This is a genomic window from Streptomyces sp. 351MFTsu5.1, assembly GCF_000383655.1.
Classification (GTDB): Bacteria; Actinomycetota; Actinomycetes; order Streptomycetales; family Streptomycetaceae; genus Streptomyces; species Streptomyces griseorubiginosus.
Genome location: NZ_KB911786.1, coordinates 144,405 through 159,929 on the forward strand (window position 1 = coordinate 144,405; position 15,525 = coordinate 159,929).

The following is a 15,525-nucleotide window of genomic DNA, read 5'->3' on the forward strand; positions in this document are numbered from 1 at the left end:
CCGTCCGGCGCCGCCGTCCGACCGATGTTCCCCGTGCGGCCGCCCGCGGCACCGAGGCGCGCCGCCGCTGAGCCGATCGGAGCAGGGGACGGCCGTACGGCCACGAGGTCACTCCGCGCTGCGCAGCGCGCTCCAGGTGTCGTGGGCGACGACCCCGTCCGCGTCCAGACCCCGGTCGCTCTGGAAGGCCTCGACCGCGGACTCGGTACCGGTCCCGAACTCGCCGTCGACACCGCCGCCGCCCACGGCGTAACCGCGCTCGGTCAGCATGCACTGCACCTGCTGCACGCGTTTGCCGCTGTCGCCGAGCCGGGTACGGCCGTTGCCGTTGTAGTAGGTGCACTCGGCGAGCCAGGGCGCGGTACCCGGGCCCGTGGTGGTGCTGTCGTCGGACGGCGTGGGCGAGGAGGAGGGGTCCGGTGCGGCACCGGGCGCGGAGGCCTCGTCGCTCTGGCCGCCGGCCGGACTCGAGGACACTGACCGCCCGGGGTCGGGTCCGGCGTCCGCGTCGGGCCTTCCGCCCTCGGTCGCCTCCTTGTCCGAGGAGCCGTCGAGGTCCGGTCGGGACTGCCCGCCGGAGGTCGCGGATCCTGGACGGGCCGAGGCGTTGCGGGGCGCGCCACCGATGGCCCGGACACCGTCGGTCTCCTGGGTGGAGCCACCGCCGGGACCGTCGGGAAGAGTGAGCAGGACGGCCAGCCCGGCCACCACGCAGATCACGAGAGCCGCGGCGACGACCCGCCAGGGCCTCTCCCGGAGCCGGGCGACCACTCCGACGGAGCCGGAGGGCCGTTCCGACGGCTCCGCCGCCGATGCGGGGGACCCTTCCGCAGCCGCCGCCGGAAGGGGTACCACGGGCTCAGGGGCGGACGCAGCCGACGGGCCCGGCAGGACGGGCTCAGGGACGGGCCGAAGCGGCCGCGGTGGCAGGCCCTCCCGACCCCGAAGCCGGACCATGCTCGCGACCGGCAGCCGATGCAGTGTCTCGTACGCCCGCTGCCGGGCCGCCACCTCCTCGCCCAGCGGCTCCGGCCACACGGACGGCACGGCGCGCGCCCGGGCGGTCTCGATCAGTTCCCACGGAGTGGGCCGCTCCGCGGGGTCCTTGGCCAGGCAGGCGGTCAGCAGCGCACCGAGTTCCGGGTCCACCGCCGCGATCTCACCGATCACCTCGGGGTTCGGTTCCTCGAACGCGACCCGGTGCATGACGTCGACACCGGTGCCGTCGCCGAACGGGGCGCGTCCGGCCGCCGCGTACACCAGGGTCCCGCCGAGGGAGAACAGGTCGGACGCCCCGTCCGACACGCCCTCCCGTAAGTGTTCGGGTGACATGTAGGCCGGGGTCCCCACCCGGTTGCCCGTACCGGTGATGGCGCTCGCGTCCACGGCCTTGGAGATGCCGAAGTCGATCACATGGGCGCCCCGGACGGTCAGCAGCACGTTGGAGGGCTTCAGGTCGCGGTGCACGATCTCCTCGGCACCGAGGGCCGCGAGCGCCTGTCCGAGCTCCGTCACCAGCCGCCACACCGCGGCGGGCGCCAGCGCTCCCGTCTCCTGCACGGCCTCCGTGAGGTCGAAGCCGGGGAGGTACTCCGTGGCCATCCACAGCAGTTCGTCCTCGAAGCCCGTGCCGCACAGGCGGGGCGCATGCTGTGTGCGCAGGCGGGCGTGCACGGACGCCTCGCGCTCGAACCGGCGCCGGAACCGGGGGTCCTCCGCGTACTCCGGTCTGATCACCTTCACCGCGACCAGACCGGGACTGTCGTCGGCGGGACGCGCCAGGTAGACCCGCCCCATGCCCCCGCTGCCCAGCAGGGCCACCGGCACGTACGGGCCGACCCGCGGTGGGTCTGTGGGCCGCAAGGGTGAGGCGCCGGTCCGCCTCAGCGCCGCCGCCGAGTCGTCCGTCGGCACGGGCCGCTGTCCCGACAAGAAATCCCCCGAAGTCACATTCGATGCACGCCTGTTCGGCCCCCGTGAGGGACGAGGTTAACCCAGTCGATGCGCACAGTCAGCGATTCACTCACTTAAGTCACGTCGACCACACCTGCGGCCCCCGCCGACCGGGTTCCGTCCTACGGGGTCCGCGGCATGCTGATGTGGAGGGCACACACGTCGTCGGGGTGGTCGGCGTGGGCCAGGGACATGTGGAGGGTGGTGAGGCTGTCCGGGCGGGAGATGTCCAGGACCGCCGCGGCCGTCGTGGCCAGGGCGCTCAGGCCCGCGGTCAGGTCCTGGCCGGGGTGCTCGATCAGGCCGTCGGTGAACATCAGCAGCTGGTCGTCCTCCTCCAGCCGCAGGATGGCTTCCTCGAACACCGGGGTGGTGGTGGCGCCGAGGAGGATGCCGGCGGGCCGCTCGACGATCCGGGCCTCGCCGTCCCGCACCAGCAGGGGCGGCAGATGGCCGGCCTGCGCCCAGGTGAGGGTGCGGTCGGCGGGACGGTAGCGGGCCACGATCATCGTCGCGGTGGTGTGCCGGTCGGCGGGGGAGTGCAGGTGCATCAGCAGTGCGTTGAGCCGGGTGAGCGCGTCCGTCAGACTCGACCCGGTGATGATCATGCCCTTGGCCGTGAAGCGGAGCTGGGCCATCGTCGCGACGGCGTTGATGCCGTGCCCCATGACGTCCCCGATGACGAACAGGGCGTCCCCGTCCGGCAGTTCGATGGCGCTGTACCAGTCGCCGCCGACGCTGATGCCCCGCTCGGCCGGGTGGTAGAACGCGTTCGTCCACAGCCCGGCCAGCATGACGGGCCCCTTGGGCAGCGGCAGCAGCGCCTGCTGGAGCCGGGCCGCCATCCTGCGTTCGGCCTGGAGCAGACCCCGCTGGGCGGACACCGCGCGTTCACTGCTGAGCAGGGCGAGTTCGGCGTCCCGCTGCCCGGAGAGGTCCTGGAAGAAGCCGTGGACCTCCAGCGGGGTGCCGTCCGCGTCGGTGATGGCCTCGGCGACGATCCGCAGATGCCGCACTCCCGCCCTGGTGGTGATGCGGAAGGGCTGGTCGATGGCGGTGCCGTCGCTCAGCAGCCGCTGCGCCGCCACCGTCAGCCCGGGCAGGTCCTCGGGCAGGACGCACTCGGGCAGTTCCTCGAGGCGCAGCGGTCCGAGGCTCTGGTCCCGGTCGAAGATCGTGAACACGTGCGGGGACCAGGTGATGGTGTCGCTGATGAGGTTCCAGTCGGCCCAGCCCAGATTGCCCAGCCGCTGGAGGGTGGCCAGACGCTGCTCCTGCCGTGCCGTGATGTCGTGCCGGACCCAGGAGACGACGAGGTGCTCGCCGAGCCGGGCCACCCGCAGGGAGAAACTGGAGTGCCGCGGGATGCCGGCCACCACCTCCTCGTAGGTGAACGGCTCGCCCGCGAACGGCCGGCCCGTGGCGAGGACGTCCAGGTAGCCCTTCCACATCTCCGTCCCGGCGAAGGTCGGATAGCACTCCAGCACCCTGAGGCCGACGAGTTGACGTCCGGTGCGGCCGGCGACGTCCACCGAGTCGGGTGCCGCGGCCTCGATGCGGAAGTCCTCCACCACACCGTCGGCCGAGGACAGCGGGGAGAGCAGGATCACCGACCCCGGCAGCACGTCGAAGATCTGCTGCACACTGTCGACGGACGGCCTGCGGCGGGAGACCTCGGAGTCGAGGGTCGTCAGCCGCCCCGCGCACAACTGCACCGCGGCCACGAGCAGTTCGCGTTCGGCAAGCGTGAAGGGGCGGTCGGTGCCGCGCAGTACCGCGACGATCTCCTCGGCCTCACCGCCCATGTCCACCGGCAGCCAGGCCCGGGACGGCCACCGGCGCACGGTGTCGTCGGGCACCAGGAACGCCTCGCACGGCTCGGGCCCCTCCGACCACAGCGGTTCCCGGGCGGGCCACGGATCGCGTACGGCGGTCCCGTCCCCGGCGACGGCCAGTCGCTGCCAGCGGACGGCGTCCACCCCGTCGATGCCGGCGTGCCCGGCCAGCCGCACACTGTCGCCGGAGGCGAGATAGATCAGTACGGCGCCGGCCTCGACGCCGTCCGAGAGGTGTTCCAGCAGACAGCGGGCCAGCTCGTGCCGGTCCCGCACGTTCGCCAGGCTCAGCCCGAGCCTGCCCAGCAGCAGCGCGGCGTCGGCGGGCGCGCCCGCCGGGGCGGGGCGGGGGGACGGCTCGGCGGGTACCAGGTACTGGGCCGAGTCGAACACCGAACCGCCGGTGTCGGCCTCCGGACGCCGGCGGCGCCGCCCGCGCCGTCGTCGGACCGGGCGGATGGCCCCCAGCGTCAGCCAGCACTCCTCCACGAGGGTGCGGCCGGCCTCGGCGGACCGGTCGAGGAGCAGTTCGTAGGCCTCCTGCGCGGAACACCCCTCCTGCACCATCACGGCGCCCTTGGCCCGCTCCAGCACCGGAAGCAGGGCCGCGACCCGCTGCAGATCGACGATCTCGGCCCGCTGGCGTGCGACCACCTTCGCCAGCGTCGGGGAGTCGGACGCCGCTCCCTGTCGAGGCGGCTGTTCCCGTGACGTCACGTGTCGAGCATCGCACAGCCTGCGGCCGTGGTCAGCAGGTGCGCCGCCCGGCTCAGTGGGTGGAGAGCATCCCCTGGCGCAGCCGGGTCAGCGTGCGCGAGAGCAACCGCGAGACGTGCATCTGGGAGATGCCGAGGCGCTCGCCCATCTCCGACTGCGTGAGCTCCTCCACGAACCGCATGTGGATGATCAGCCGCTCGCGTTCCGTGAGGCCGGCGATGAGGGGAGCCAGCGCGTGGAAGTCCTCCACCAGTTCCAGGGCGGTGTCGTCGGCGCCGATGAAGTCCTGGAGGACCGACTCGCCGTCCTGGCTGCCGTTGATGGTGGCGTCCAGCGAAGCGGAGTTGTAGCCGTTCGCGGCGATGCGGGCCTCGATGACCTCGTCCTCGGGCAGGCTCATCAGTTCCGACAGTTCCTTCACCGTCGGGGTGCGGCCGAGGCGGCTGCGGAGTTCCTCGGTGGCGCGGGCCAGCTGGACGCGGGCCTCCTGGAGGCGGCGCGGCACGTGGACGGCCCAGGTGGTGTCGCGGAAGAACCGCTTGATCTCGCCGACTATGTAGGGGATGGCGAACGAGGTGAACTCCGCCTCGCGGGACAGCTCGAACCGGTCGATCGCCTTGATCAGGCCGATCATGCCGACCTGGACGATGTCCTCCATCTCCTCCGGACCACGGCTGCGGAACCGGCCGGCCGCGAAGCGGACCAGGGACATGTTCATCTCGATCAGCGTGTTGCGGGCGTAGCTGAACTCCGGCGTGCCCTCTTCCAGGACGGCCAGCTGCTCGAAGAACAGCCGCGACAGCTGCCGCGCGTCCTTGGGCGCCACCTGGGAGGGCTCTGCCAGCTGGGGCAGCTCGGTGGTCCCCGGTGCGGACGCCGTCCTTGTCGTCACCGCCATGATCGTTCCCCTCCCGGAATCAAACCCTTGGTGCCGCCCACCCCGGCGGCCGACAAAGCCGCGCCTACCCCGGCTTCCACCATCCACTCCTGCCGTTCGGATGGCAATGTCGCGCGACGCCGGAAATGCTTTCCCGAACGGCTCGGAATGCGGCAGGTGGGCCCACCTGGCGGCCGACCGCCGGACGGCGATGCGCACGGGAACCTGCCCCAATCGCCTCGGACAGATCACGACCTGCGCGGCAGCCGGTGCACCCACGGGACCCCCACTGCCTACCGGCCGTCCTGCGGGTCAGGCGCCGGTCGGTTCGAGGCGGACGACGATCCCCTTCGAGGCGGGCTGGTTGCTGATGTCGGCGACGCTGTCCAGCGGTACCAGGACGTTGGTCTCGGGGTAGTAGGCGGCGGCGGAGCCCGGTGCCGTCGGGTAGGAGACGATCGAGAAGTCCGCGGCCCGGCGCTCGGTGCCGTCCGCCGCGACACTGACGAGATCGACGTGGTCGCCCTGCGCCAGCCCCAGCCGGGAGAGGTCGGCCGGGTTGACCATGACGACGTGCCGGCTGCCGTGGATGCCCCGGTAGCGGTCGTTCAGCGTGTAGGGGACGGTGTTCCACTGGTCGTGCGAGCGCAGGGTCTGGAGCAGCAGATGGCCCTCGGGGGCCCTGGGGACCACCCGCTCGTTGCAGCTGAACACGGCCTTGCCGGAAGCGGTGTCGAACACCCCCTCGTTGACCGGATTGGGCAGCTGGAAACCGCCGGGGCGGGTCACCCGCGCGTTGAAGTCGTGGAATCCCGGCACGATGCGCGCGATGCGGTCACGGATCGTGCCGTAGTCCCCCTCGAACCGGTCCCAGGGGATGTCCGCCCTGCCGTCGAGAGTGCGGCGGGCCAGCCGGCACAGGATGGCCACCTCGCTGAGCAGCAGCCGGGACGCCGGTTCCAGGCGGCCCTGGGAGGTGTGCACCTCGCTCATGGAGTTCTCCACGGTGACGAACTGCTCGCCGTCGGCCTGGACGTCACGCTCGGTGCGGCCGAGGGTCGGCAGGATCAGCGCGGTGTCCCCGCACACCGTGTGCGAACGGTTGAGCTTGGTGGAGATGTGGGCGGTCAGCCGGCACGAGCGCATCGCCTCCTCGGTGACCTCGCTGTCGGGAGCGGCCCGCACGAAGTTGCCCGCGAGGGCCAGGAACACCTTCACGCGGCCCTCGCGCATCGCCTTGATCGCGTTCACCGAGTCGAGTCCGTGCGGGCGCGGCGGGTCGAAGCCGAACTCCTTCTGGAGAGCGTCGAGGAACGTGTCCGGCATCTGCTCCCAGATGCCCATGGTGCGGTCGCCCTGCACGTTGCTGTGCCCGCGCACCGGGCAGGCGCCGGTGCCGGCCCGCCCCAGATTGCCGCGCAGCAGCAGGAAGTTGACGATCTCCCGGATGGTGGGCACGCCGTGCTTGTGCTGGGTGATGCCCATCGCCCAGCAGACGACGACCCGTTCGCTGCGCAGGACCTCGTCGCGGACCTTCTCGATCTCCTCGCGGCTCAGCCCGGTCGCCGTCCGCACCTCGTCCCAGTCGACGCTGCGGGCGTGCTCGGTGAACTCGTCGAATCCGCTGGTGTGGGCGTCGATGAAGTCGTGGTCCAGCACGGTGCCGGGCCTCGCGTCCTCGGCCTCCAGCAGCAGCAGGTTCAGGGCCTGGAACAGGGCGAGGTCGCCGCCGGGCTTGATGTGCAGGAAACGGTCGGCGATCTGGGTGCCGCGCCCGACGACACCGCGCGGTTTCTGCGGGTTCTTGAACCGCCGCAGCCCCGCCTCGGGCAGCGGGTTGACCGCCACGATCCGGGCGCCGTTCCGCTTGGCCTCCTCCAGGGCGGAGAGCTGGCGCGGATGGTTGCTGCCCGGGTTCTGTCCCACCAGGAAGATCAGGTCGGCGTGGTGGAGGTCGTCGAGGCTGACGGTGCCCTTGCCGGTGCCCAGCGTCTCGCTCAGGGCGGAGCCGCTCGACTCGTGGCACATGTTGCTGCAGTCGGGCAGGTTGTTGGTGCCGAAGGCGCGGGCGAAGAGCTGGAGCACGAAGGCGGCCTCGTTGCTCGCGCGGCCCGAGGTGTAGAAGACCGCCTCGTCGGGGGAGTCCAGCGAGGTGAGCTGGTCGGCCAGCACGCCCAGGGCGTCCTGCCATCCGATGGGCTCGTAGTGGTCGGACCCCGGCCGCTTGATCATCGGCTCGGTGAGCCGGCCCTGCTGGTTGAGCCACATGTCGGAGCGCGCGGCGAGCTCCGACACGCTGTGCTCGCGGAAGAAGTCGGCGGTGATCCGGCGGGTCGTGGCCTCGTCGTTGATGTGCTTGGCGCCGTTCTCACAGTACTCGTTGCGATGGCGGTGCCCCGGCTTCGGATCCGCCCAGGCACAGCCGGGGCAGTCGATCCCGCCCACCTGGTTCATCGTCAGCAGGTCGACCCCGGTCCTGCGCGGCGAGGTCTGCTCCAGCGAGTACTCCAGCGCGTGCACGACCGCGGGAACCCCCGCCGCCCACTTCTTCGGCGGTGTCACGGAGGGGGTGTCCTCGGGCTCCTGACCTGACGGGTTCTGCATCGGTTCGCCTCTCTTGTGCGGGTCCGGAACGCGGGTCAGCCGACGGGCCACCGGGCCACCCGGCTCCTCGGCGGTTCCGGGTGGTCGTGCTGGACGCGGCCGTTGCGGATGGTGCCGCGCCACGCGCCGCCCTCCTGCCCGACCCCCTCGATGTAGTCCTTGAAGCTCAGGAGCTCGCGGCGCACCGACCGGGCGACCACCTGCGCGCCCTTGGACGAGCCCAGGAGCAGCTTCGCGACTCCGCGCGGCTCCAGGAGCATCCGGACGGTGACCGCCGTACCGCCCGATCCTGTCGGCCTGAACCGCACCTCGCCCTGATGGGAGGGGTGCTGGTCAAGACCGCGCCAGATCAGGCACGTGTCCGGGTCCTGCTCCACGATCTCCACCGGGAAACGGCGGCGCAGCGGGCCGTAGCCGAGGGTCCACGCGGTCACGGTGGGCCTGACCTGTTCGACGTCGTGCACCACGGTCGAGAACCGGGGGAAGGTCTTGAACTGCGTCCACTGGTTGTACGCCGTACGCACCGGAACGGCGACCTCGACGGTCTCCTCGACGTGCTGCCGCGAGTCGTGTGCGCCTGCCATCGTGGCCTCTCCTCCGGTCGGCGAACCGGGCTCACGCGCCCGGGCTTCTCTCCCGGTTCCCAGATCGCGGCCTTCGAGTCGCCCGCACACGCATGTGAACCGCTCCGGCCGGGCCTGTGCGCCCTTGGGTGGATCGGATTTCACAGAAAACGTTTGTATGCGCGCGGACGGTAAACACGATGTGCTGACGCAGTCCTTATCTCATGAAGGAAGAGGGACACACACCATGGGAATCCTCGCGTGGATCATCATCGGCCTGCTCGCCGGAGCGATCGCCAAGGCCATCATGCCGGGGAAGGACCCTGGCGGCATCATCATCACCATGCTCATCGGGATCGCGGGCGGCCTGCTCGGAGGGTGGCTGGGCAAGGTGATCTTCGGTGTCGACTCGGTCGACGGGTTCTTCGAGATCTCCACCTGGATCGCCGCGATAGTCGGCTCCCTCATCCTGCTCGCGCTCTACCGTGTCTTCACTGGTAACCGAGGGCGCTCCCACCGGCACGCATGACCTCTCGTCAGTGTCTACAGGTCGATAAATCGACCACTGCCCCGTGGGCCGGGACCCATCTGTGGATCCCGGCCCACGGGGCTTTGCGCGTCCTTCGCGCGTCCTTCCGGAGTCACGACTCGCCTTCAGCCGTGTGCCGCACCAGGGCCGGGACGAAGGCGTCCCACACCGCCCTCGGCACGTCGTGCCCCGCTCCTTCCAGGACGAGCAGCTCCGCGCCGGGGACCGCGTCGCGCAGCGCCTCGCCGTGCGCCGGGGGCAGCAGTGGGTCGAGGTCGCCGTGCACCACGAGCGTGGGTGCCGTGATGTCGCCGAAGCCGCCCCGGGACGGCTCGTCGAACCCGATGGCGTAGTGGTTCTCCAGCGTGGACGCGTAGTTCCTGGCACGCGCCACGTCCCGCTCGGCCAGCGTCCGGATCGCGGCCTCGTCGAAGTACGGCGAGCCGCCGGCGCACGCCCTCGCCCCGGCGACCACGTACGCGACGACCGCGGCCGGGTCGGAGGGGTCCGGTGCGGCCGGCATGGCCAGACCGGCGGCCGGCGGCGGCAGGTCGGCGGCGCCGGTCGACGTCGAGACGAACGTCAGTGAGGCGACCCGGTCGGGCCGGTCCACCCCGAGGAGGAGACCGATCCCGCCGAACATCGACTGACAGACCAGGTGGGCGCGCTCGACACCGAGGGCGTCCAGGATGCCCAGCACGTCCTGGGCCAGGTCGCGGTAGGTGTACGTCGGCCGCCCCGGCGGGCAGCAGGCCGAGCGGCCGGTGTCCCGCTGGTCGTACCGCACCACGAACCGGCCACCGGTGGCGATCCGTTCGCACAGTTCGGCGTCCCACCACAGCATCGAGGCGCACGCCCCGGCGACCAGAACGATCGCCGGGGCCGCGGGGTCTCCGAAGGTCTCGACGCACAACCCGACACCGTTGACGTCGAGGAGCCGCTCGCCGTGGGAGTGGGGGGCGCTGCCGGAAGTCATACCCGGCACGCTAGCCCGCACCGAAGGGCATCGTGGTCCACGGCACACGGAGGAGATTCCCCGCCCTTCAGGTGGGTGCAGGGGTGGCGAAGGCGCGCCTACCGGGCCCCGTACACCGGCCGCGGCTCCTCCGCCTCGGCCAGCAGTTGCCGTGCCGTCTCGCCCGCCTGCGCCGGGGTCCAGCGGGCCCCCTTGTCCAGCGTGGGGCCGGGCCGCCAGCCCTCCATCACGGTGATCCGCCCGCCCTCGGCCTCGAAGACCCGTCCGGTCACCCCGGCGGACGCGGGGGAGGCGAGCCAGACGACCAGCGGGGAGACGTTCTCCGGGGCCATGGCGTCGAAGCCGCCGTCGCCCGGGGCGGCCATGGTCTCGGCGAAGGTCGCCTCGGTCATCCGGGTGCGAGCGGCCGGGGCGACGGCGTTGACCTGGACGCCGTAACGCGCCAGTTCGGCGGCCGCGACCAGCGTCAGCCCCACGATTCCGGCCTTCGCCGCGCTGTAGTTGCCCTGCCCGACCGAGCCCGCCAGCCCCGCCCCGCTGCTGGTGTTCACCACCCGCGCGACCGGGGTCCGCCCGGCCTTCGCCTCCCCGCGCCAGTACCCGGCGGCATGCTTCAACGGCAGGAAATGGCCCTTGAGATGGACGCGCATGACGGCGTCCCAGTCGTCCTCGTCGAGATTGACCAGCATCCGGTCGCGCAGGAACCCGGCGTTGTTGACCAGAGCGTCCAGACGGCCGTACGACTCCAGGGCCGTACGGACGAGCGACGCGGCACCCCCGGTCGTCGCGATGTCACCGCCGTGCGCGACCGCCCGTCCCCCGAGCGCCCGGATCTCCTCGACGACCTGCTGCGCGGGCCCGGCACCGCTTCCGGACCCGTCGACGCCGACCCCGAGGTCGTTGACGACGACCGCGGCGCCCTCCGCCGCGAGAGCGAGCGCGTGCGCGCGGCCGAGTCCGCGGCCGGCGCCGGTGACGACGGCGACGCGTCCGGTGCACAGTCCGTTCATGGGGATCATCCTCACGTCGTGGGTCGGTGGTGGCTCGCGGGTCCGCCGGCGGAAGGCTCGTGGGTCCCCGGTGGCCGTCGGTTCAGTGGTTGGCGGTGGCCGCGTCGAGGAAGGCCGGTCGTTCTCCGCCGCCGTGCACGAGGAGGCTCGCGCCGGAGATGTAGGAGGCGCGGTCGGAGGCGAGGAACGCGCAGGCGTCGCCCACCTCTGCGGGGTCGGCGAGCCGGCCGAGCGGGACGGTGCGGCCCACGGCGGCCACGCCCTCCTCGTCGCCGTAGTGCACCTGGGCGAGTTCGGTGCGGACCATGCCCAGCACCAGAGTGTTGACGCGCACGAGCGGCGCCCACTCCACGGCCATGGTCCGGGCGAGCTGATCGAGCCCCGCCTTCGCGGCCCCGTAGGCCGCCGAACCGGGGGAGGGGCGGCTGCCGCTGACGCTCCCGATCATCACGATCGACCCGCCCGCGGGCTGCTCGCGCATCACCTCGTACGCGGCCAGGGACGCGGTCAGCGGCGCCAGCAGGTTCAACTCGACCACCCGCGCGTGCCGTTGGGCCCCGCCCTCGTCCAGCATCCGGTACGGCGTGCCGCCCGCGTTGTTGACCAGGACGTCGAGACGGCCGCATTCCCGGCGCACCCGCTGGAAGAAGCCGGTCACCGCGTCGGCGTCCCTGAGGTCCAGCGGCAGGAACCGGGCCGTGCGCCCGCCGGCCCGCACCGGCTGCTCCGGCGGGCGCCTGGCGCAGACCACGACCTCGGCGCCCGCCTCCAGCAGGGCCCGGGTGATGCCCGCGCCCACCCCGCGCGTGCCGCCGGTGACCACCGCGACCCTGCCGCCCAGCTCGATGACCGATGCCATGAGGCCCTCCCGGAGGGTGCGCTCCGCTGCTACCTTCGTACCTAACAAACGTTTGGTGGAAAGGTAGCTGAATCGCTCATGGGTGTCTCCACCGCAGCCCCCGATGAGGGCGTTTCCGTCGTCAATGTCGACTTCCCACCGGTCAACGCCCTTCCCGTGCAGGGCTGGTACGAGCTCGCCGCCGCGGTGCGCGCCGCCGGGGCCGACCCCAAGGTGCGCTGTGTCGTGCTCACCGCCTCCGGGCGCGGCTTCAACGCGGGGGCCGACATCAAGGAGATGCAGCGCACCGACGGCCACGCGGCCCTCGTCGGCACCAATCGCGGTTGCTACGAGGCGTTCGCGGCGGTGTACGACTGCGAGGTCCCGGTCGTCGCCGCCGTGCACGGCTTCTGCCTGGGCGGTGGCATCGGCCTGGTCGGCAACGCGGACGCGATCGTGGCGAGCGAGGACGCGACCTTCGGGCTGCCCGAGCTGGACCGGGGCGCCCTCGGCGCGGCCACCCACCTGGCCCGTCTGGTGCCCCAGCATCTGATGCGGACCCTGTACTACACCTCGCGCACCGTCACCGCCGAGGAGCTGCACCGGCACGGCTCGGTGTGGCGCGTGGTGCCACGTGAGCAACTGACTGAAGCAGCACTGGAGTTGGCGCGCGAGATCGCGGCCAAGGACGGTCTGCTGATCCGCCTCGCGAAGGCGGCGATCAACGGCATCGACCCGGTGGACGTCCGCCGCAGCTACCGCTTCGAGCAGGGCTTCACCTTCGAGGCCAACCTCAGCGGTGTCTCCGACCGGTACCGCGATGCCTTCGTGGCGTCCAGGTCGGCGGAGGGTGGCAGCGGTGAGTGACAAGACGATGAGCGCCGAGGAGGCCGTCGGCCGCCTCCGCAGCGGCATGACCCTCGGCATCGGCGGCTGGGGATCGCGGCGCAAGCCGATGGCCCTGGTCCGCGCCCTCCTGCGGACCGACGTCACCGACCTCACCGTGGTCTCCTACGGCGGTCCGGACGTCGGACTCCTCGCCGCCGCCGGGAGGATCCGCAAGCTGGTCGCCGCCTTCGCCACCCTCGACTCCATCCCCCTGGAGCCGCACTTCACCGCGGCCCGGCAGCGGGGCGCCTTCGCACTGGAGGAGCTGGACGAGGCGATGTTCATGTGGGGCCTGACCGCGGCCGCGCAGCGCCTGCCGTTCCTGCCGGTCAGGGCGGCCCTCGGATCGGACGTGATGAAGGTCAACCCACGCCTGCGGACCGTCACTTCGCCCTACGACGACGGCGAGGAGTTCGTCGCCGTCCCGGCCCTGCGGCTGGACGCGGCCCTGGTCCACCTCAACCGGGCGGACTCTCGTGGCAACGCCCAGTACCTCGGCCCCGACCCGTACTTCGACGACCTCTTCTGCCAGGCCGCCGACACCGCCTACGTGTCCTGCGAGCAGATCGTCGACACCGCCGACCTGCTCAAGGACGCCGCCCCGCAGAGCCTGTTGGTCAAACGGGCCTTCGTGACCGGGGTCGTCGAGACGCCGGGCGGAGCCCACTTCACCTCCTGCGCACCCGACTACGACCGCGACGAGCCCTTCCAGCGCGCCTACGCACAGGCCGCCCGTGATCCGGAGACCTGGCGGGCGTTCACGGACCGCTTCCTGTCCGGCGACGAACAGGCATACCAGGCGGCGGTCACGGCATTCCACGAGGAGCGGACGTGAGCGCACCCCGGACGAACACATCCCCGACCGACGCACCCCCAGCGAACGCACCCACGACGAACGACGCGACGCGCGCCGAGTACTGTGTGGTGGCCTGCGCCGAGGCCTGGCGGGACGCCGGCGAGATCCTCGCGAGCCCCATGGGCACCGTCCCCACCCTCGGCGCCCGGCTGGCCAGGCTCACCTTCGCCCCCGACCTGCTCCTCACCGACGGAGAGGCGCTGCTCGTCGGCGACACCCCCGCCCTCGGCGCCCCGCCCGGGATCGTGGAGGGCTGGCTGCCCTACCGCCAGCACCTGGCCCTGGTCGCCACCGGCCGTCGGCACGTGATGATGGGCGCGAGCCAGATCGACCGCCACGGCAACCAGAACATCTCCTGCATCGGCGACTGGGCCCGCCCCACGCGGCAGTTGCTGGGAGTGCGGGGCGCACCCGTCAACACCCTGAACAACCCCACCAGTTACTGGGTCCCCAAGCACTCGCCCCGCGTCTTCGTCGAGCACGTCGACATGGTCAGCGGAGTCGGCTACGCCCGCGCCGCCGAGGCCGGCCCCTCCGCCACCCGCTTCCACCGCATCCCCGAAGTCATCAGCAACCTCGGCGTGTTCGACTTCGACACCCCGGACCGCACCATGCGGCTGCGCTCCCTGCACCCCGGCGTCACCGTGGAACAGGTCGAGGAGTCCACCGGGTTCGCGCTCACCGTCCCCGCGGAGGTGCCGTACACCCGTGCCCCCGACGCCGACGAACTGCGGCTGATCCGCGAGGTCCTGGACCCCGGCGACCTCCGCACCCGTGAGGTCCCCGCATGAGCGACGGCACCCTCACCACCGACGGCACCCCTCCCGCCGACGGCACCATCACCACCGCGCTCACCGCACTCGTCGGCGTACGGCACCCGATCGTCCAGACCGGCATGGGATGGGTGGCCGGGCCACGGCTGGTGACCGCCACGGCGAGGGCCGGCGCACTGGGGATCCTCGCCTCCGCCACCATGACCGTGCCTCAACTGCGGGCCGCCGTACGCGAGGTGAAGTCCCGTACGGACGCCCCGTTCGGGGTCAACCTGCGGGCGGACGCCTCGGACGCGGCCGAGCGGGTGCGCGTCCTGATCGACGAGGACGTACGGGTGGCGTCCTTCGCACTCGCGCCGAACCGGGACCTCATCGCCCGCCTCAAGGACGCCGGAGTGGTCGTCGTCCCCTCCGTCGGCGCCCGCCGCCACGCCGAGAAGGTGGCCGACTGGGGTGCCGACGCGGTGCTCGTGCAGGGCGGCGAAGGGGGCGGCCACACGGGCAGCGTGGCCACCACCGTGCTGCTGCCCCAGGTCGTCGACGCCGTGGACATCCCGGTGATCGCGGCCGGCGGCTTCCGCGACGGACGCGGCCTGGTCGCCGCGCTCGCCTACGGCGCGGCCGGCATCGCCATGGGCACCCGCTTCCTGCTGACCTCCGACAGCACGGTCCCCGACCCGGTCAAGGCCCGCTATCTGGCCGCGGGCGTGCAGGACGTCACCGTCACCACCAAGGTCGACGGCCTGCCCCACCGGATGCTGCGCAGCGAACTGGTCGACACACTGGAACGCACGGGCCGTACCCGGGCGTTCGCCCGCGCCCTGCGCCACGCGTCCGCCTTCAGACGGGAATCCGGCCTGAGCTGGACCGCCATGGTCCGCGACGGTCTGTCCATGAAGCACGGCAAGGACCTGACCTGGAGCCAGGTCCTGCTCGCCGCGAACACGCCCATGCTGCTGAAGGCGGCCATGGTGGACGGCCGCACCGACCTCGGCGTGATGGCCGCCGGCCAGGTCGCCGGCCTGATCGACGACCTGCCGTCCTGCGCCGAACTGGTCGAGGACATCATGGCGGAGGCCCTGACCACGCTGAAGCGACTGCGCTGA

General features: G+C 72.0%; 13 protein-coding genes. 5 read left to right on the top strand and 8 right to left on the bottom strand.

Annotated features, from left to right (window positions below; genetic code table 11):
- Window positions 1-108: 108 nt before the first annotated feature.
- From H295_RS0126180 to H295_RS0126200, 5 genes are all read right to left on the bottom strand, one after another.
- Window positions 109-1,914, bottom strand: a complete 1,806-nt coding sequence (locus tag H295_RS0126180) for a serine/threonine-protein kinase (RefSeq protein ID WP_020138317.1) — start codon at window positions 1,912-1,914, stop codon at window positions 109-111.
- A gap of 161 nt (window positions 1,915-2,075) precedes the next feature.
- Window positions 2,076-4,505 (bottom strand): SpoIIE family protein phosphatase, encoded by a 2,430-nt coding sequence (locus tag H295_RS0126185; protein ID WP_106960943.1) that lies wholly within the window; start codon window positions 4,503-4,505, stop codon window positions 2,076-2,078.
- 52 nt (window positions 4,506-4,557) lie between these two features.
- Window positions 4,558-5,403 (bottom strand): RNA polymerase sigma factor SigF, encoded by an 846-nt coding sequence (locus tag H295_RS0126190; protein ID WP_020138319.1) that lies wholly within the window; start codon window positions 5,401-5,403, stop codon window positions 4,558-4,560.
- 291 nt (window positions 5,404-5,694) lie between these two features.
- The gene (locus tag H295_RS0126195) at window positions 5,695-7,986 is read right to left on the bottom strand and encodes an FdhF/YdeP family oxidoreductase (RefSeq protein WP_028809765.1); all 2,292 of its coding nucleotides are present in this window, start codon (window positions 7,984-7,986) and stop codon (window positions 5,695-5,697) included.
- 35 nt (window positions 7,987-8,021) lie between these two features.
- Window positions 8,022-8,570, bottom strand: a complete 549-nt coding sequence (locus H295_RS0126200) for an SRPBCC family protein (RefSeq protein WP_020138321.1) — start codon at window positions 8,568-8,570, stop codon at window positions 8,022-8,024.
- Between the two features lie 226 nt (window positions 8,571-8,796).
- Here H295_RS0126200 and H295_RS0126205 point away from each other — a divergent pair, with 226 nt between their 5' ends.
- A complete protein-coding gene (locus H295_RS0126205; RefSeq protein WP_020138322.1) occupies window positions 8,797-9,078 on the top strand; it encodes a GlsB/YeaQ/YmgE family stress response membrane protein in 282 nt (93 codons plus the stop codon).
- A 112-nt stretch (window positions 9,079-9,190) separates the two neighbouring features.
- On the opposite strand, the gene H295_RS0126210 is transcribed toward H295_RS0126205, so the two are convergent.
- The 3 genes from H295_RS0126210 to H295_RS0126220 form a co-directional block, all read right to left on the bottom strand.
- Complete coding sequence (locus H295_RS0126210) at window positions 9,191-10,054, bottom strand: alpha/beta fold hydrolase (RefSeq protein WP_020138323.1); 864 nt, start codon at window positions 10,052-10,054, stop codon at window positions 9,191-9,193.
- A 98-nt stretch (window positions 10,055-10,152) separates the two neighbouring features.
- On the bottom strand, window positions 10,153-11,064 hold the full coding sequence (locus H295_RS0126215; RefSeq protein ID WP_020138324.1) for an SDR family oxidoreductase: 912 nt from the start codon (window positions 11,062-11,064) through the stop codon (window positions 10,153-10,155).
- Window positions 11,065-11,146: 82 nt separating this feature from the next.
- Window positions 11,147-11,923, bottom strand: a complete 777-nt coding sequence (locus H295_RS0126220; protein ID WP_020138325.1) for an SDR family oxidoreductase — start codon at window positions 11,921-11,923, stop codon at window positions 11,147-11,149.
- Between the two features lie 78 nt (window positions 11,924-12,001).
- Here H295_RS0126220 and H295_RS0126225 point away from each other — a divergent pair, with 78 nt between their 5' ends.
- From H295_RS0126225 to H295_RS0126240, 4 genes are read left to right on the top strand one after another with little or no spacing between them, the layout of a single operon-like run.
- A complete protein-coding gene (locus H295_RS0126225; protein ID WP_020138326.1) occupies window positions 12,002-12,769 on the top strand; it encodes an enoyl-CoA hydratase family protein in 768 nt (255 codons plus the stop codon).
- Window positions 12,762-13,625 carry a CoA transferase subunit A gene (locus H295_RS0126230; protein WP_020138327.1) on the top strand — a complete coding sequence of 288 codons (864 nt, stop codon included), beginning with the start codon at window positions 12,762-12,764 and terminating at the stop codon, window positions 13,623-13,625. Before H295_RS0126225 ends, H295_RS0126230 begins: the two co-directional genes overlap by 8 nt.
- Window positions 13,622-14,437 carry a CoA-transferase gene (locus H295_RS0126235; protein WP_020138328.1) on the top strand — a complete coding sequence of 272 codons (816 nt, stop codon included), beginning with the start codon at window positions 13,622-13,624 and terminating at the stop codon, window positions 14,435-14,437. Before H295_RS0126230 ends, H295_RS0126235 begins: the two co-directional genes overlap by 4 nt.
- On the top strand, window positions 14,434-15,525 hold the full coding sequence (locus H295_RS0126240; RefSeq protein WP_020138329.1) for an NAD(P)H-dependent flavin oxidoreductase: 1,092 nt from the start codon (window positions 14,434-14,436) through the stop codon (window positions 15,523-15,525). Before H295_RS0126235 ends, H295_RS0126240 begins: the two co-directional genes overlap by 4 nt.

Coding starts and splice junctions, on each gene's coding strand:
- H295_RS0126190 (WP_020138319.1), bottom strand. CDS start 5,403: ATGGCGGTGACGACAAGGACGGCGTCCGCACCGGGGACCACCGAGCTG.
- H295_RS0126210 (WP_020138323.1), bottom strand. CDS start 10,054: ATGACTTCCGGCAGCGCCCCCCACTCCCACGGCGAGCGGCTCCTCGAC.
- H295_RS0126195 (WP_028809765.1), bottom strand. CDS start 7,986: ATGCAGAACCCGTCAGGTCAGGAGCCCGAGGACACCCCCTCCGTGACA.
- H295_RS0126225 (WP_020138326.1), top strand. CDS start 12,002: ATGGGTGTCTCCACCGCAGCCCCCGATGAGGGCGTTTCCGTCGTCAAT.
- H295_RS0126205 (WP_020138322.1), top strand. CDS start 8,797: ATGGGAATCCTCGCGTGGATCATCATCGGCCTGCTCGCCGGAGCGATC.
- H295_RS0126200 (WP_020138321.1), bottom strand. CDS start 8,570: ATGGCAGGCGCACACGACTCGCGGCAGCACGTCGAGGAGACCGTCGAG.
- H295_RS0126215 (WP_020138324.1), bottom strand. CDS start 11,064: ATGAACGGACTGTGCACCGGACGCGTCGCCGTCGTCACCGGCGCCGGC.
- H295_RS0126220 (WP_020138325.1), bottom strand. CDS start 11,923: ATGGCATCGGTCATCGAGCTGGGCGGCAGGGTCGCGGTGGTCACCGGC.
- H295_RS0126240 (WP_020138329.1), top strand. CDS start 14,434: ATGAGCGACGGCACCCTCACCACCGACGGCACCCCTCCCGCCGACGGC.